Source organism: Mycobacterium sp. E342 (genome assembly GCF_001667665.1).
Lineage (GTDB): Bacteria > Actinomycetota > Actinomycetes > Mycobacteriales > Mycobacteriaceae > Mycobacterium.
Map to the genome: position 1 here is coordinate 24,543 of NZ_LZJM01000168.1, position 14,477 is coordinate 39,019.

The 14,477-nt window shown below is 66.1% G+C and carries 17 protein-coding genes; 8 read left to right on the plus strand and 9 right to left on the minus strand.

The features are described 5' to 3' along the window. The first annotated feature begins 152 nt into the window (after positions 1 to 152). The 7 genes from A5692_RS12010 (at position 153) to msrA (ending at position 5,486) form a co-directional block, all read left to right on the plus strand. Positions 153 to 548, plus strand: coding sequence for a tryptophanase (locus A5692_RS12010; protein ID WP_231984306.1), 396 nt, complete (start codon positions 153 to 155; stop codon positions 546 to 548). After that, entirely contained in the window at positions 541 to 1,131 is a 591-nt protein-coding gene (locus A5692_RS12015; protein ID WP_068056200.1) for a GNAT family N-acetyltransferase, read from the plus strand. Before A5692_RS12010 ends, A5692_RS12015 begins: the two co-directional genes overlap by 8 nt. A gap of 233 nt (positions 1,132 to 1,364) precedes the next feature. Then, positions 1,365 to 1,892, plus strand: a complete 528-nt coding sequence (locus tag A5692_RS12020; protein ID WP_082962631.1) for a YkgB family protein — start codon at positions 1,365 to 1,367, stop codon at positions 1,890 to 1,892. A gap of 58 nt (positions 1,893 to 1,950) precedes the next feature. Continuing rightward, positions 1,951 to 3,360 (plus strand): dihydrolipoyl dehydrogenase, encoded by a 1,410-nt coding sequence (gene lpdA / locus A5692_RS12025; RefSeq protein WP_068056201.1) that lies wholly within the window; start codon positions 1,951 to 1,953, stop codon positions 3,358 to 3,360. Between the two features lie 220 nt (positions 3,361 to 3,580). Then, a complete protein-coding gene (locus tag A5692_RS12030) occupies positions 3,581 to 4,351 on the plus strand; it encodes an SDR family NAD(P)-dependent oxidoreductase (RefSeq protein WP_068056203.1) in 771 nt (256 codons plus the stop codon). An 83-nt stretch (positions 4,352 to 4,434) separates the two neighbouring features. Continuing rightward, positions 4,435 to 4,929: a peptide-methionine (R)-S-oxide reductase MsrB gene (msrB, locus tag A5692_RS12035; protein WP_068056205.1), complete on the plus strand. Its 495-nt coding sequence runs from the start codon at positions 4,435 to 4,437 to the stop codon at positions 4,927 to 4,929. Next, complete coding sequence (gene msrA, locus A5692_RS12040) at positions 4,926 to 5,486, plus strand: peptide-methionine (S)-S-oxide reductase MsrA (RefSeq protein ID WP_068056207.1); 561 nt, start codon at positions 4,926 to 4,928, stop codon at positions 5,484 to 5,486. The genes msrB and msrA overlap by 4 nt, the downstream gene beginning before the upstream one ends. A gap of 64 nt (positions 5,487 to 5,550) precedes the next feature. On the opposite strand, the gene A5692_RS12045 is transcribed toward msrA, so the two are convergent. Together A5692_RS12045 and A5692_RS12050 are read right to left on the minus strand one after the other, a co-directional pair. Further along, positions 5,551 to 6,285: an NADP-dependent oxidoreductase gene (locus A5692_RS12045; protein WP_068056209.1), complete on the minus strand. Its 735-nt coding sequence runs from the start codon at positions 6,283 to 6,285 to the stop codon at positions 5,551 to 5,553. Positions 6,286 to 6,372: 87 nt separating this feature from the next. Further along, complete coding sequence (locus A5692_RS12050) at positions 6,373 to 6,906, minus strand: hypothetical protein (protein ID WP_231984307.1); 534 nt, start codon at positions 6,904 to 6,906, stop codon at positions 6,373 to 6,375. Positions 6,907 to 7,346: 440 nt separating this feature from the next. Between A5692_RS12050 and A5692_RS12060 the strand changes: the two genes are divergently transcribed. Then, positions 7,347 to 8,078, plus strand: coding sequence for a DUF5666 domain-containing protein (locus A5692_RS12060; RefSeq protein WP_068056286.1), 732 nt, complete (start codon positions 7,347 to 7,349; stop codon positions 8,076 to 8,078). A 40-nt stretch (positions 8,079 to 8,118) separates the two neighbouring features. Here the strand turns inward: A5692_RS12060 and A5692_RS12065 are convergent, their stop codons facing one another. The 7 genes from A5692_RS12065 to A5692_RS12095 are packed head-to-tail and all read right to left on the minus strand — an operon-like array spanning position 8,119 to position 14,459. Further along, complete coding sequence (locus A5692_RS12065; protein ID WP_055405537.1) at positions 8,119 to 8,466, minus strand: metal-sulfur cluster assembly factor; 348 nt, start codon at positions 8,464 to 8,466, stop codon at positions 8,119 to 8,121. Then, entirely contained in the window at positions 8,441 to 8,941 is a 501-nt protein-coding gene (sufU, locus tag A5692_RS12070; RefSeq protein ID WP_068056212.1) for a Fe-S cluster assembly sulfur transfer protein SufU, read from the minus strand. Before sufU ends, A5692_RS12065 begins: the two co-directional genes overlap by 26 nt. Beyond that, positions 8,938 to 10,185 (minus strand): cysteine desulfurase, encoded by a 1,248-nt coding sequence (locus A5692_RS12075; RefSeq protein ID WP_068056214.1) that lies wholly within the window; start codon positions 10,183 to 10,185, stop codon positions 8,938 to 8,940. Before A5692_RS12075 ends, sufU begins: the two co-directional genes overlap by 4 nt. Positions 10,186 to 10,187: 2 nt before the next feature. Further along, positions 10,188 to 10,973, minus strand: coding sequence for a Fe-S cluster assembly ATPase SufC (gene sufC, locus A5692_RS12080; protein WP_067925601.1), 786 nt, complete (start codon positions 10,971 to 10,973; stop codon positions 10,188 to 10,190). After that, a complete protein-coding gene (gene sufD, locus A5692_RS12085) occupies positions 10,973 to 12,187 on the minus strand; it encodes a Fe-S cluster assembly protein SufD (RefSeq protein ID WP_068056215.1) in 1,215 nt (404 codons plus the stop codon). The genes sufC and sufD overlap by 1 nt, the downstream gene beginning before the upstream one ends. Next, a complete protein-coding gene (gene sufB, locus A5692_RS12090) occupies positions 12,184 to 13,641 on the minus strand; it encodes a Fe-S cluster assembly protein SufB (RefSeq protein ID WP_068056218.1) in 1,458 nt (485 codons plus the stop codon). Before sufB ends, sufD begins: the two co-directional genes overlap by 4 nt. Next, positions 13,638 to 14,459: a metalloregulator ArsR/SmtB family transcription factor gene (locus tag A5692_RS12095; RefSeq protein WP_156766050.1), complete on the minus strand. Its 822-nt coding sequence runs from the start codon at positions 14,457 to 14,459 to the stop codon at positions 13,638 to 13,640. Before A5692_RS12095 ends, sufB begins: the two co-directional genes overlap by 4 nt. Between the last annotated feature and the right edge of the window lie 18 nt (positions 14,460 to 14,477).

The following is a 14,477-nucleotide window of genomic DNA, read 5'->3' on the forward strand; positions in this document are numbered from 1 at the left end:
GCGCCGGGACCCGTTCCGTTAATCACCCGGGTGAACCGCGGTTTGGGCGATGACGATTCACCCCGCGCGGCCGCAGTCTCATATCAAACGGAGCCGCGCGACTTGTGCCGAACGGATCACGCACCCGTCGAGCCCCGGAAGGGAACCACGACATGCTTACCGGCCTGGAGGAAAAGAGGTCATGGCCGTTGATGACGCTGAACCTCGCGAGTCGCTGTTCGCCGGCGCAATCGCGCCCCACGACAGACTCAGCGCATATCTCCGACGAGGACATGGCGTGGTCACTGGTCGATGCGGTGAAGTCGTGTCTGACCGACTATGAGCGCACGGTAGTTTTCGTCGAGTTGGGCTGTGGGGAAGGCTATCTCGTGATCAAGCGCATCATCACCGTCCTGCTGGTGACCCGGATGACGTTGCCGGAGGCGATCCTTTGGAAGCTGAGCCGCTGGCTGAATGGCTACGCCGGTAGCCCAGAGGAGCCGCAATTGCGGATGATGCTCGACGTAATTCGCCTGCAGCAGCTCGAGGCCGGGAGTCGGGATGATTGAGCATTGTCACGTCGAATGGGACGCCGACACGCGCCACATCGGGACAGCCCGGCTGCTGTTGCGGCCATGGAAACTCGATGACGAACTCGCCGCATCTGCCGTATATGGTGCGCCGGAAGTAGCACGTTGGCTGTGTCCGGCCTTGTCCCCCATCGGCGATGGGATCGAAATGCGGCGCGTCCTGGAAACTTGGATCGTCGAAAGCGACCCGACGGGGCTGCCGTTGGGCCGCTGGGCGATCAGCGACAAATGCTCCGGACTTGTGATCGGTGGGGTCGCCCTGCTTCCGCTGCCGCCGGGTGGGACCGATCTGGAAATCGGGTGGCAGCTCTTGCCAACGGCCTGGGGTTACGGGTACGGCGCCGAAGCCGGTCATGCGGTTGCCCATCAGGCGTTCGAAAACCTCGGTGTCAGTGAGGTCTTTGCGGTCGTGCGACCAGGGAATCGCCGTGGTGTGGCTACCGCCCGGCGGGTGGGTATGGAATGGGTTGGCGAGACCGACAAGTACTACAACCTCACGCTGCAGGTCTACCGCCTGACGAAGGCCGACCTAGACCTACCGGCGCCGGCGTGCGCGCGATGACAGCGGCCCGTTGGTGTCGCGCCAAGTCCGAGAAGCTACGCAGCTCATCGACCTATGCGGCTCTCACCCGGGTGGATTGTCCGCTGGGATGAGGACAACTCATTCCTGCGCAGAGATAGTGGTCGCTGAACCGAGCCGCCTCAGGCACCGAGTAGCCAACTTTATCGCCGATGAAGGCGATACGAGCCTGGCGGCCACGACGCGGTATGCGCGACACACGGAACGGAGATCACATGTCACAGAATGAGGCCACTGCCATGATGAGTGCTTGGCGGGGAAAGTCTCGAGCGACCGTCATCGCGCCACTCATCGCGCGGTACGGTCTGGTCGTCGTCCTGGCCTGGTTCGGCGCCATGAAATTCACGTCATATGAGTCGCAAGGCATTTCGCATTGGGTGTCCAATAGCCCGTTCTTGGGCTGGGTCTACGAACTCATGTCCATCGACACCTTCGGCCGCTTGAACGGATTAGTAGAGTTGGTAACTGCAGCACTGCTGGCGGCCAAGCCCTGGTTCCCAAAAGCTGCTGTGGTGGGGGGCATATCAGCCTCTATGTTCTTCGTGATCACGCTGAGTTTCATGATCACGACGCCCGGCGTCGGTGAGGCGTCTGCTGGTGGCTTTCCCGTTCTGTCGGCCGACGGGGAATTCTTGATGAAAGACATCGCGCTCATCGGCTTAGCGCTGTGGCTGCTGGTCGACGCCATCGGCGCGACCCGCGAACAGGCGGGGTCCCCGGATCGAACTGGCACTTCGCGCTGATGAAGTTGCGTGCGACGAGGAGGCCGGCGTCAGGCCGCGCGTCAGAACAGGAGGCAGGATGACCGCGCCGGCCGGCGGTCATTACGACCTCCTCGTCCTCGGCGCAGGTTCCGGCGGGTACGTGGCGGCCATCCGCGCCGCCCAGCTGGGCATGACGGTCGGGATTGTTGAGGAACGCTATTGGGGCGGGGTGTGCCTCAACACCGGGTGTGTTCCCTCGAAGGCGCTGCTGCGCAACGCGGAAATCGCCTCCATCGTCACCCACCAGGCCGCCACATTCGGCATCTCCGGCGACATTAGTCTCGACTACGCCCGTGCCGTGTCCCGCAGCCGGGAAGTTGCCGGGGCCCGGGTTCGCGGCGTGCACTTCCTGATGCGCAAGAACAACATCGCTGAAATCGACGGGCGTGGCCGTTTCATCGGTCCCCACAGCCTTCACATCGAGCTACGTGAGGGCGGCACCAGAGTGGTGACCTTCGATCACGCCGTCGTCGCGACAGGATCGCGGGTACGCATGCTGCCGGGGGTCGCTCTCAGCGACAACATCGTCACCTACGAACAACAAATTCTCCGCGCCGATCTGCCCGATTCGATCGTGGTCATCGGCGGCGGCGGCATCGGGATGGAATTCGCCTATATCCTGCACAGTTACGGTGTACACGTCGAGATCCTGGAATTCGCCGACCGTGTTCTTCCTAACGAAGATGCCGATGTTTCACGAGAACTTCAGCGGCACTACCGACGCCGCGGGATCGCGATTCACACCTCCGCCCGGGTGGACAAAGTGATCGACCATGGTGAACACGTCGTCGTCAGCCACACCGGCGCTGACGGAAAATCCGCCACCGCGCAGGCTACGCGGGCATTCATCTGCATCGGGTTTCGTCCCAACGTCGAAGGAATCGGTCTGGACGCCGCAGGGGTACGGCTCGCTACTGGTGGCGCTATCGATATCGACGACTACACGCGAACGTCCGCGCCGCATATCTATGCCGTCGGTGATGTCACCGCGAAAGTTCAACTGGCCCATGTTGCTTCCGCGCAGGGCGTGGTCGCCGCCGAGACCATCGCCGGCGTCGAGACGATGCCGCTGGACTACCGGATGATGCCGCGAGTGACGTTCCGCCAGCCGCAAGTCGCCAGCTTCGGATACACCGAACAGCAAGCCCGCGCCGCTGGTCACCGCGTTCGGGTCGCCATGTTTCCCATGCAGGCCAGCGCCAAGGCCCACGGGCTGGGTGAACGTGGCGGTTTCATCAAAATGGTTGCCGACGATGCGCGCGGCGAGCTCCTAGGAGCGCATCTGGTGGGCAGCGAGGTCAGTGAACTCCTCCCCGAGTTGACGCTGGCGCAGCTGTGGGACCTCACCGCCACCGAGCTGGCACGCAACGTCCACACCCATCCCACACTCGGTGAAGGGCTGCAGGAGTGCTTCCACGCCCTGACCGGGAAGGCCATCAATCTGTAGGGATGCCAGGACGGCCACCCCTCTCCGATCACCCGGGTGAATAGCTGGTTGGGGTGATGACAGCTCACCCGCACTGACCGGAGCCTCGATACGAGAAATCGGAGCGGGATTGCGTCCGCTGGTGCGGCGTCACGGTTCACAGCATCGCGTGTCTCGCACCGGATCAAAAGAGAACCGGCCCAATCGGAGCCGTCAAGCAGAGCCAGGAAAGGGGCCGAGCATGCATTTTGAGGACAAGAAGGTCATTGTTGTCGGTGGGAGTGCCGGCATGGGTCGACAGGTCGCCCTCGACGTCGTCGACCACGGCGGCAGCGCGGTGATCGTCGGACTGTCGAAAGACCGTGTCGATGACACCGTGGCCCAGCTGACGAGCCGAGGTGGCCGGGCCTGGGGCATCGCCGCCGAGCTGACCGACCGTGCCACGGTCGCCGATGTGCAGCGCGAGCTTTCCGAGCAGCACAGCGATGCGACGCTGTTGGTCAACGCGGCCGGATTCTTCATCCCCAAGCCGTTTCTCGACTACGACGCGCTGGCCTATGACTCCTACATGGAGCTCAACTACGCCCTGTTCTTCCTGACGCAGACCGTCGTTGCGGGCATGATCGCCCGCGGCGAGGGCGGGGCCATCGTCAACATCGGCAGCATGTGGGCACACCAGGCCATCGGCCTGACCCCGTCTTCTGGTTACTCGATGCAAAAGGCCGGGCTGCATGCGCTCACTCACAATCTGGCCATCGAGCTCGCCGGGCACAACATCCGCGTCAACGCGGTGGCACCGGCGGTCGTCAAAACCCCGCTGTACGAAGGGTTCATCCCGAAGGATCAGATCGACGCCACTCTGGAGACGTTCGCGCCGCTGCACCCGCTAGGGCGAGTCGGCACCCCCGCCGACGTGGCCAACGCCATCGTTTATCTGCTTTCCGACCAGGCCACTTGGGTCACCGGTGCGATTCTCAACGTCGACGGCGGCGTCATGGCCGGGCGCAACTAACTGGACGGAACGCCCGGCAGGACGTCGTCCCGAAACATTCTGGCGCGCCCGACAACCGGCCGCGCACTCAATAAGGAGTAATCGTGTCCCACCAGTACAGCAAGAACCCGGCCGCGGTCGACGCGTTGAGTCCCGAGCAGTACCACGTCACCCAGGAGAACGGCACCGAGCGCCCATTCTCCGGCGAGTACTGGGCGAACAAGGAACCGGGCATATACGTCGACGTCGTATCCGGTGAGCCACTCTTCGCGTCGGTCGACAAGTTCGACAGCGGCACCGGCTGGCCCAGTTTCACCCAGCCCCTCGACACCGACAGCGTCATCGAAAAGCGCGACCGAAGCCACTTCATGGAACGCGTCGAGGTGCGGTCCGCGCACGGCGACAGCCACCTTGGTCATGTGTTCCCCGACGGCCCACAGGAGGCGGGCGGGCTGCGCTACTGCATCAACTCGGCGTCGCTGCGCTTCATTCACCGCGACAACCTCGAAGCCGAAGGTTACGGGAAATACCTGAGTCTGTTCACGAGCGCGGATCCGGCGGTGCGCGATGGGACAATTGTGAGCGAGCACCGCTCATGACAAACCGCGGGAAGATGGCGGTTCTGGCGGGCGGATGCTTTTGGGGAATGCAGGATCTGATCCGCAGGCAGCCCGGGGTGGTGTCGACTCGAGTCGGCTACACCGGTGGCCAGAACGCACACCCCACCTACCGCAACCATCCCGGCCACGCCGAGGCGGTCGAGATCACCTATGACCCCGACAAGACCGACTATCGGGCGCTGCTGGAGTTTTTCTTCCAGATCCACGACCCGACCACCGAGAACCGCCAGGGCAACGACGTCGGCACCAGCTACCGCTCAGCGATCTTCTATCTGGACGACGAGCAGAAGCAGATCGCGCACGACACGATCGCTGATGTCGAGAAGTCGGGATTGTGGCCGGGCAAGGTGGTCACGGAGGTAAGTCCGGCGGTTGAATTCTGGGAGGCCGAGCCCGAGCATCAGGACTACCTGGCGCGGTACCCGTCCGGCTACACCTGCCATTACGTCCGGCCGGACTGGAAGCTGCTCCACCCCAGCGCCTTTCGCGCTTCCCCCTGCACGTCGACGCCCACGAACCGCGACGGCTGCTCGTAATCGGCCCACATCGGCGCCGCCGGCGGTGGGCCGGCCACGGAAATCACCCGTCCGGCCGGGCGGCCTATGTCTCAGCGACGCGAAGCACAACCTTCCCCTTCTTCCCGCGCTGTGCGGTGCGAGCAAAAGCCTCTCCGAACTCGTCCAGCGGAAAGACCGTGTCGACCTGTGGGTGCAGCTCTGGAAGCGCCGCGAGCTGGGCTCCGTTCGGCTCCACCACGAAGTACTGCGCGCCCGGCGTCTCCGCCGCGATCGTCACGATGCGCCCGGCGCGCTCTGCGCTACGAGCAAGTGCCTCACCGCCGGTGGTGTCGAAGAGGAGGTCGCAGTCCTCTCCTTCGTCGACCAGAACCGCTCCGAGGTGCCGTGCGAGTTGAGCGGCGATGTGTCCGACTCCGCCATGCACGCCCGTGATCAGCACCCGCTGGCCGGCCGTGACCTTGCCGTGGACGACCAGCGCCTGCCACGCGGTCAGTCCGGGCATCGGTAGCGCCGCCGCTTGTTCGCGGCTTAGTGCGGACGGCTTTGGGGCGAGCAGGGATTGCGGCACGGCGGCCAACTCGGCGGCGACGCCGTCGTGGTCGAACGGCGTCAGCGCGATCACCTCCTCGCCGGTCGATTCGACGACACCGCACAGCTCATAGGAGGGGATCGCCGGCAACCGATCGGTCGACCAGGTCAGCTCATCCCGCGTGATCGCCGCGGCATGGACGCGCACAAGCACCTCGTCCGGCCCGGGCTCGGGTTGGGCAATCTCTTCAAGTCGCAGCCCGTCCGTGTGCAGACGTATCGCCCTCATGAAATTCTCCTTCGTATGATTCTTGATTACACAATGAATAGTGCTAATAGCCTTAGCTTTTCGGGTTCGGCTCCAGCGTCGGGGTTTCTAGAGCATCACCACAACTTGCAGAATGTCAGAGACGAACACGATCGACCGTTCGCAGGTCGGGCATCGAGCGATGCGGCGGGACAGCCATCGCACCGGCGCCGCAGGTCGTAGCTCTCGCACGGTGCACTCGGCCGTGTACTCCAACGCGTCGAGATGGCCGGCGCACACGAAACCGCACGCATTGCCGGCCTCGTCACAGTCAAAGCGCTTGCAGTAGCCGACCATGTGAAATTCGATATAGGCCGCGGCCGGCTGTTTACACCGAAACCCGTTGTCCAAGAATGCGATCTGGCATTCGGGACAGAAATCAAGATGTTCGATGGCGCGGGGAAAGGCAACCGGGTTACGCACCAGCGGACTGCTGCTTGCGTTGGCAACTGGAGCATCGACCGCGCCGCGCGGACACTCATCTCGTCGAATCCGACCCGGCGAACTCGTGATAGCGGCCCGATCAATCAGTTGACGCTCGAACCCCGCCGCGTGGGCGCAGTGGACTGACGTCGGCGGATCTTCACCGTCCCCGTTGGGCATCGGCGGTACCCTCTGAGCGTTAAAGTCGATGGGCACGTCGTGGCTCTCCTGTGATTTGCGTCGCAGCCCCGGTGAACCCGGTCTGCTCATCAGTGAGCGTGACGCACGTCGGGGTGAGTAGTCATCACCCCGACTGCTCATTCACCCGGGTGATCGGTGTGGCCGGAAAGACGTTCGCCCGAGTGGTCCGGTGGCCACCACTGAACAGCGCGCGCTCGCGTTGACCGCATTCGCCGGTCGAACACCGCGGAGTGCTGGGCTTTTTGCGTCCCAGCACGCGAATTGATTCATCGGAGACGATGATCATCGGATCCACCTACGACGACATCACGCGGTCGCGAAGACAACTCCCCACCCGTGATCTCGGTTACGGTCGGGTGATATCTCGCTTCGAACGGGTACCCCGGGTCGAATCTGTCCTTATCACGATCGGAGCGCCGATGGCTGTCACGGTCAAGCCGCGTCTGGCGCGGCTCGCGCTCATCGCCGTCGTCGCGGTGGTCCTGCTGGGCGTCGCCATGTGCCGATCGAGTGACACGTCTACCGGCAATACCGCCAAACCGACGGCGGCGGCCGCGGCCCCGCCCAGCGCGGCGCCGCCGAGCGCGGCGCCACCCCCGGCGCCCCCACCGGTGGGCAAAGACTACGTCGAGGGCATGGTTCAGTCGGTGGCCGGCGACAAGATTCAGCTCCGAACGCGCAGCGGTTCGGCGACGGTGGACTTTGCCCCTGCGACACCCGTCTTCCAGGTTGCCCCGGCCAAGCTCCCAGATGTCACTCCGGGTAGCTGTGTCAACGTGCGAGCCACCCCGCAAAGTTCACCCGCCGGCGGCGTCACCGCGCAGACCGTCATGATCACGGCGCCCATCGACGGCACGTGCCCGCCGCCCGCCGGCTTCTATGGCACGGTCGCATCGGTGTCGGGAAACACGATTGCCGTCAACGGGATTGGGCCGGGCGGCCCCACCACGGTGACGGTCACCGACGCGACGTCCTACAAGAAGCAGACGATCAGCAACACCCAGGCGATAACGAACGGCACGTGCATGGGTGCTCAGGGAACGAACGACGGTGGGGCGCTGCAGGCGACGACCATCAGCCTGCAAACGTGCCCGCCGATGGGACGCCCGCACCACCACCTGCACCTGCCCCACCTGCCCTTCCACCTCTAGCGGCGATCGCAAGCGCGGCGCTGGGGGCCCGGGGCAGCGTTCAGACGGTGAAACCGAGGGCGCGCAGCTGTTCGCGTCCGTCCTCGGTGATCTTGTCCGGACCCCAGGGCGGATTCCACACCCAGTTGATCCGCAGATCGTCGACCAGCCCGCTGCTGACGAGCGCGCTGCGGGACTGGTCCTCGATGACGTCGGTCAGCGGGCAGGCCGCCGAGGTCAGCGTCATGTCGAGCAGGGCGACGGTTCCCTCGTCGCCCTCCTCCACGTTGAGGCCGTAGACCAAACCGAGATCGACGACGTTGATGCCCAATTCGGGGTCGACGACGTCGCGCATCGCCTCCTCGAGGTCGGCAAGAAATTCGTCACCCGGTGCGGCGGTCTCGCTCATCGTTCTCCTCCTCGAAGTCCGCGCCCCTGTCCGCGCACGCCTGGGCCAACGCATCCTTGAACGCCATCCAGCCCAGCAGCGCGCATTTCACCCGGGCCGGGTATTTAGCCACCCCGGCGAACGCGATGCCGTCACCGAGGACGTCCTCGTCGCCCTCGATGGTGCCGCGCGAGGACACCATCTCGGTGAATGCGGCGACGGTGTCGAGCGCCTCGCGCACGGTCTGCCCAATCACCTGCTGGGTCAGCACCGAGGTGGCCGCCTGGCTGATCGAGCAGCCCTGACCGTCATAGGAGACGTCCGCGACGCGCTGACCGTCGTCCGACAGCGCGACCCGCAGGGTCACCTCGTCACCGCAGACCGGGTTGACGTGATGGACCTGCGCGCCGAACGGCTCCCGCAGACCGCGGTGCTGCGGATGCTTGTAATGGTCCAGGATCACGTCCTGATACATCTGCTCGAGGCGCACCGTCATTCTCTCCCAAAGAATTCGAGCGCGCGTCGCACGCCGGCCACCAGACGCTCGACCTCGTCGGCGGTGTTGTACACGGCGAACGACGCCCGGGCGGTCGCCGCCAGCCCGAACCGGCGGTGCAGCGGCATCGCGCAGTGATGCCCCACCCGCACCGCGACGCCGTCGTCGTCGAGCACCTGCCCGACGTCGTGCGCGTGCACGCCGTCCACGATGAACGAGACGGGCGAGCCCCGGTCCTCCATCGTGGTCGGCCCGACGATCCGCACGCCGTCGATGCGCGAGAGCCCGTCGATGGCTGCGGCGACCAACTCTCGCTCGTGCGCCTCGACCGCGTCCATCCCGATATCGCCCAGATACCTTGCGGCAGCACCCAACCCGACCACCTGAGAGGTCATCGGCGTGCCGGCCTCGAACCGTTGCGGTGCCGGCGCGTAGGTGGACGCCTCCATGGTCACCGTCTCGATCATCGACCCGCCGGTGAGGAAGGGCGGCAGCTCCGACAGCACCTCGCGGCGGGCATAGAGCACGCCGACCCCGTTGGGGGCCAGCATCTTGTGCCCGGAGAACGCGGCGAAGTCGACGTCGAGCGCGTGCAGGTCCACAGGCTGGTGCGGCACCGACTGGCAGGCGTCCAGCACCGTCACCGCCCCCACCGCCCGGGCGCGGCCAACCAGTTCGGCCACCGGCGCCACCGCGCCCGTCACGTTCGAGTGGTGGCTGAAGGCAACGACTTTCACGCGCTCGTCGAGTTCCAGCGAGTCCAGGTCGATGCGCCCGTCGTCGGTTACCCCGTACCAGCGCAGCGTGGCGCCGCTGCGGCGGGCCAGCTCTTGCCACGGGACGATGTTGGCGTGGTGCTCGAGCTCGGTGGTGACGATGACGTCACCCTCGCCGACGGCGCGACCGAACCTGTTGTCCCCCAGCACGTATGACGCCAGGTTGAGCGCCTCGGTGGCGTTGCGGGTGAACACCAGCTCGTCGGCACCGGCGCCGACGAACGCCGCGATGTCGGCGCGGCCCTGCTCGTAAGCGTCGGTCGCCTCCTCCATCAGCTGATGCGCCCCACGGTGCACCGCACCGTTGGACGTGATCAGGAACTCCCGTTCGGCGTCGAGCACCTGCAGCGGTCGCTGCGACGTCGCGCCGGAATCCAGGTACGCCAACGGCTTTCCGCCGCGCATCACGCGCTTCAAGATCGGAAAGTCAGCGCGGATGGCGTCGACGTCCAGTGCTGTCCCCGCCATGGTTACGCCCCTGCGGCCGCCGCCGCTTCGGTGAAGCGCACGTAGCCGTTCTCCTCGAGTTCGTCGGCCAGCTCCGGACCGCCGGATTCGACGATCCGGCCCCCGACGAACACGTGCACGAACTGCGGGCGGATGTAGCGCAGGATCCGGGTGTAGTGGGTGATCAACAGGATGCCGCCGTGCTCGGCCTCGGCGTAGCGGTTGACACCTTCGCTGACCACCCGCAGCGCGTCGACGTCCAGGCCGGAATCTGTCTCGTCGAGGATGGCGATCTTGGGCTTGAGCAGCCCCAGCTGCAGGATCTCGTGGCGCTTCTTCTCGCCGCCGGAAAACCCTTCGTTGACACTGCGTTCGGCGAACGCCGGGTCGATGTCGAGGTCGGCCATGGCGGCCTTGACCTCCTTGACCCAGTGCCGCAGTTTCGGCGGCTCGCCGCGGACGGCGGTCGCCGCGCTGCGCAGGAAGTTCGACATGGAGACACCCGGCACCTCGACGGGATACTGCATGGCCAGGAACAGGCCGGCGCGGGCGCGCTCGTCGACGCTCATGTCCAGCACGTTCTGGCCGTCGAGCGTGATCGACCCGGACGTCACCCGATACTTCGGGTGGCCCGCGATCGCGTAGGACAGCGTGGACTTGCCGGACCCGTTCGGTCCCATCACCGCGTGCGTCTCACCGGATTTGACGGTCAGGTTGACGCCGTTGAGGATGGGGATCTCGCGGCTTCCCTCGGGGGCGTTGGGGTCTTCGACGCTGACGTGCAGGTCCTTGATTTCCAAAGTCGTCATTATGCCGTTGTCTTCTCCGTGATTTCCAGTTCGTGTTCGATGGCGGCGGTCAGGCGTTCCCGGATGTCGGGCACGGCGATCTTGGAGATGATCTCCCCGAAGAAGCCGCGCACCACCAGCCGCCGCGCCTGGTCTTCGGGGATGCCGCGGGCCCGCAGGTAGAACAGTTGCTCGTCGTCGAAACGCCCGGTGGCACTGGCGTGTCCGGCGCCGACGATCTCGCCGGTCTCGATCTCCAGGTTGGGCACCGAGTCGGCGCGCGCCCCGTCGGTGAGCACCAAGTTGCGGTTCACCTCGAAGGTCTCGGTGTCGGTGGCCTCGGCGCGGATCAGCACGTCACCCACCCAGACGGTGTGCGCGTCGGGCCGCTGCGACGACGGATCCCCCTGCAGCGCACCCTTGTAGAGCACGTTGGACTTGCAGTTGGGCTGCGCGTGGTCGACCAGCAGCCGTGATTCCAGGTGCTGCCCGTCGTCGGCGAAGTACAACCCCAGCAGCTCCGCGTCCCCGCCCGGGGCGGCGTACCGCACGTTGGCCGACATCCGCACCACCTCGCCGCCCAAGGTCACGGCGACGTGCCGCAGCACCGCGTCCTTGCCCAGCCTGGCGTGGTGCGCGCTCACGTGCACCATGTCGTCGGCCCAGTCCGCGACCCACACCACGGTGAGCCGGGCGGCGTCGCCGACGATGAATTCGACGTTGTCGGCGTAGGTTCCGCTCCCCCGGTGGTCGATCACCACGACCGCCTCGCCGAGTTCGGCGAGGCCGACCTGCAGGTGCCCGTAGGCCACCGCCCCCTCCCCGGGGCCCGTCACCGTGATGTTGACCGGCTCGGCGATCTGCGTGTTCCGCCCGACGCTCACCAGCGTCGCGGAATTGAACGACGAAAACGCTTGCGCGGCAACCCGATCGGTGGGCACACCACCGCGGCCCAGCCGCTCGTCACCGCGGCGGACGGTCTCGACCTGCACACCGGGCTGTTCGCTGACGCTGATCTGCGCCTTACCGGTGGCCTGAGCCGAGCCGTCGTGCAGTCCGCGCAGCCGCCGCAGCGGGGTGAACCGCCAGATCTCGTCGCGCCCGCTGGGTACCTCGAAGGCGTCCACGTCGAAGGACGCGAACAACTCACCCTTGTTCAGGGCAGCAGCAGCACTTGTCACTGTGCGCCGCTCCTCCTCATCGCTACGCTCTGCATCGTCGACGGCGCGGGTCATCCGACCGCGCCCTCCATCTGCAACTCGATGAGCCGGTTGAGCTCCAGCGCGTACTCCATGGGCAGTTCCTTGGCGATCGGCTCGACGAAGCCGCGCACCACCATCGCCATCGCCTCGTCCTCGGTCAGCCCGCGGCTCATCAGGTAGAACAGCTGGTTGTCGCTGACCTTCGACACGGTGGCCTCGTGGCCCATCGTCACGTCGTCCTCGCGGATGTCGACGTAGGGATAGGTGTCGCTGCGGCTGATCGTATCGACCAGCAGCGCATCGCATTTCACGCTGGAGCGGGAGCCGTGCGCGCCCTTGTTCACCTGCACCAGGCCGCGGTAGGAGGTGCGGCCGCCGCCTCGGGCCACCGACTTGGAGACGATGTTGCTCGATGTGTTGGGCGCCAGGTGCAGCATCTTGGCGCCGGCGTCCTGGTGCTGGCCCTCGCCGGCGAAGGCGACCGACAGCACCTCACCCTTGGCGTGCTCCCCGGTCATCCAGACCGCGGGGTACTTCATGGTCACCTTGGACCCGATGTTGCCGTCGACCCACTCCATGGTGGCGCCGGCCTCGGCGCGGGCCCGCTTGGTGACCAGGTTGTAGACGTTGTTCGACCAGTTCTGGATCGTCGTGTAACGGCAACGGCCACCGGGCTTGACGATGATCTCCACCACCGCCGAGTGCAGCGAGTCCGACGTGTAGATGGGCGCGGTGCAGCCCTCGACGTAATGCACGTAGGCGTTTTCGTCGACGATGATCAGCGTCCGCTCGAACTGGCCCATGTTCTCGGTGTTGATCCGGAAGTAGGCCTGCAGCGGGATGTCGACGTGCACGCCAGGCGGGACGTAGATGAACGAACCACCGCTCCACACCGCGGTGTTCAGGGCGGAGAACTTGTTGTCCCCTGCCGGGATGACGGTGCCGAAGTACTGCCGGAAGAGCTCGGCGTGTTCCCGCAGACCCGTGTCGGTGTCGACGAAGATGACGCCCTGGGATTCCAGGTCCTCGCGGATCTGGTGGTAGACCACCTCGGACTCGTACTGCGCCGCGACCCCGGCGACCAGGCGCTGCTTCTCGGCCTCCGGGATGCCCAGCCTGTCGTAGGTGTTCCGGATGTCCTCGGGCAGGTCCTCCCAAGAGGCGGCCTGCTTCTCGGTGGACCGCACGAAGTACTTGATGTTGTCGAAGTCGATGCCCTCCAGGTTGGAGCCCCACGTCGGCATCGGCTTGCGGTCGAAGATGCGCAGCGCCTTCAGCCGCGTCTGCAGCATCCAGTCGGGTTCGTTCTTCTTCCCCGAGATGTCGCGGACCACCGCCTCGGACAGCCCGCGCTGCGCGCTGGCCCCCGCGACGTCCGAGTCCGCCCAGCCGTAGCCGTAGCGGCCCAGCGAGGCGATGGCCTGCTCCTGGGTCAACGGCCCGTCTGCCGTCTTGATGGCCTCCTGGGCCTCGGACGTGAGGGTCATAACGACGCTCCTTCGATGGTCGTGGTGTCGGTCCGGCGCGGGCTGGGCGCCTTCGAAGTAGGAACAGTCAGCGGCACGTGGGTGGTGCAGGCGCAGTTCCCGTTGACGATGGTCGCCAACCGCTGCACGTGGGTCCCGAGCACCTCGGCCATGGCCTGCTGCTCGGCTTCGCACAGCTCCGGAAATTCTTCGGCGACGTGCGACACCGGGCAGTGGTGCTGGCAGATCTGCACGCCGTGGATCGGGCCGCCGACATGTGCCGTGGTGGCGACGTAACCCGCCTTGGTGAGCGCGCCGGCCACGCGCTCGGCGGCGGCCTCGACTTCGGCGTCGTCGTCGCTGCCGGCGGCCGGCACGCCGCCCAGGATCGCGTCGATACGCCGCCGGGCGAACGTGCGGACGGCATCCTCCCCGCCGATCTCGCGCAGCTGCCGCATGGCCGCCACCGCCAGGTCGTCGTAGGCATGCTCGAGCTTGGCGCGGCCCGCCGCCGTCAGCCGGAAACGCTTGGCGGGGCGCCCGCGCCCCGCCTGCTGCCAGGCCGCGGCGGGCACCGACTCGGCGTCGCCCGCCTCGATCAGGGCGTCGAGGTGGCGCCGCACGCCGGCGGCTGCCAGCCCGAGCCGATCGCCGATCTCACCGGCGGTGATCGATCCGGACTCCACCAGCAGGCGCACGATGGCGCGCCGGGTGTGACCGTCCCGCGCCGCGGCGGCCGCCGCACCCACGGCGGCGTCGTCGAGGCCGGTCTGGATTTTCACAACACCAGTGTGACGCAATTCCGGGCATCGGTCTACCAAGGGTGCCCTGAGCGGCAGTTGCGCTGGTCACACTAC

Excerpts from the sequence above, each read along its gene's own strand:
- A5692_RS12030 (WP_068056203.1), top strand. The coding sequence starts at position 3,581 with ATGCATTTTGAGGACAAGAAGGTCATTGTTGTCGGTGGGAGTGCCGGC.
- A5692_RS12010 (WP_231984306.1), top strand. The coding sequence starts at position 153 with ATGCTTACCGGCCTGGAGGAAAAGAGGTCATGGCCGTTGATGACGCTG.
- A5692_RS12020 (WP_082962631.1), top strand. The coding sequence starts at position 1,365 with ATGTCACAGAATGAGGCCACTGCCATGATGAGTGCTTGGCGGGGAAAG.
- sufC (WP_067925601.1), bottom strand. The coding sequence starts at position 10,973 with ATGACGACTTTGGAAATCAAGGACCTGCACGTCAGCGTCGAAGACCCC.
- A5692_RS12015 (WP_068056200.1), top strand. The coding sequence starts at position 541 with ATGATTGAGCATTGTCACGTCGAATGGGACGCCGACACGCGCCACATC.
- lpdA (WP_068056201.1), top strand. The coding sequence starts at position 1,951 with ATGACCGCGCCGGCCGGCGGTCATTACGACCTCCTCGTCCTCGGCGCA.
- sufU (WP_068056212.1), bottom strand. The coding sequence starts at position 8,941 with ATGACGGTGCGCCTCGAGCAGATGTATCAGGACGTGATCCTGGACCAT.
- A5692_RS12050 (WP_231984307.1), bottom strand. The coding sequence starts at position 6,906 with ATGCCCAACGGGGACGGTGAAGATCCGCCGACGTCAGTCCACTGCGCC.
- sufB (WP_068056218.1), bottom strand. The coding sequence starts at position 13,641 with ATGACCCTCACGTCCGAGGCCCAGGAGGCCATCAAGACGGCAGACGGG.
- A5692_RS12075 (WP_068056214.1), bottom strand. The coding sequence starts at position 10,185 with ATGGCGGGGACAGCACTGGACGTCGACGCCATCCGCGCTGACTTTCCG.
- sufD (WP_068056215.1), bottom strand. The coding sequence starts at position 12,187 with ATGACCCGCGCCGTCGACGATGCAGAGCGTAGCGATGAGGAGGAGCGG.
- A5692_RS12065 (WP_055405537.1), bottom strand. The coding sequence starts at position 8,466 with ATGAGCGAGACCGCCGCACCGGGTGACGAATTTCTTGCCGACCTCGAG.
- A5692_RS12060 (WP_068056286.1), top strand. The coding sequence starts at position 7,347 with ATGGCTGTCACGGTCAAGCCGCGTCTGGCGCGGCTCGCGCTCATCGCC.
- msrA (WP_068056207.1), top strand. The coding sequence starts at position 4,926 with ATGACAAACCGCGGGAAGATGGCGGTTCTGGCGGGCGGATGCTTTTGG.
- A5692_RS12045 (WP_068056209.1), bottom strand. The coding sequence starts at position 6,285 with ATGAGGGCGATACGTCTGCACACGGACGGGCTGCGACTTGAAGAGATT.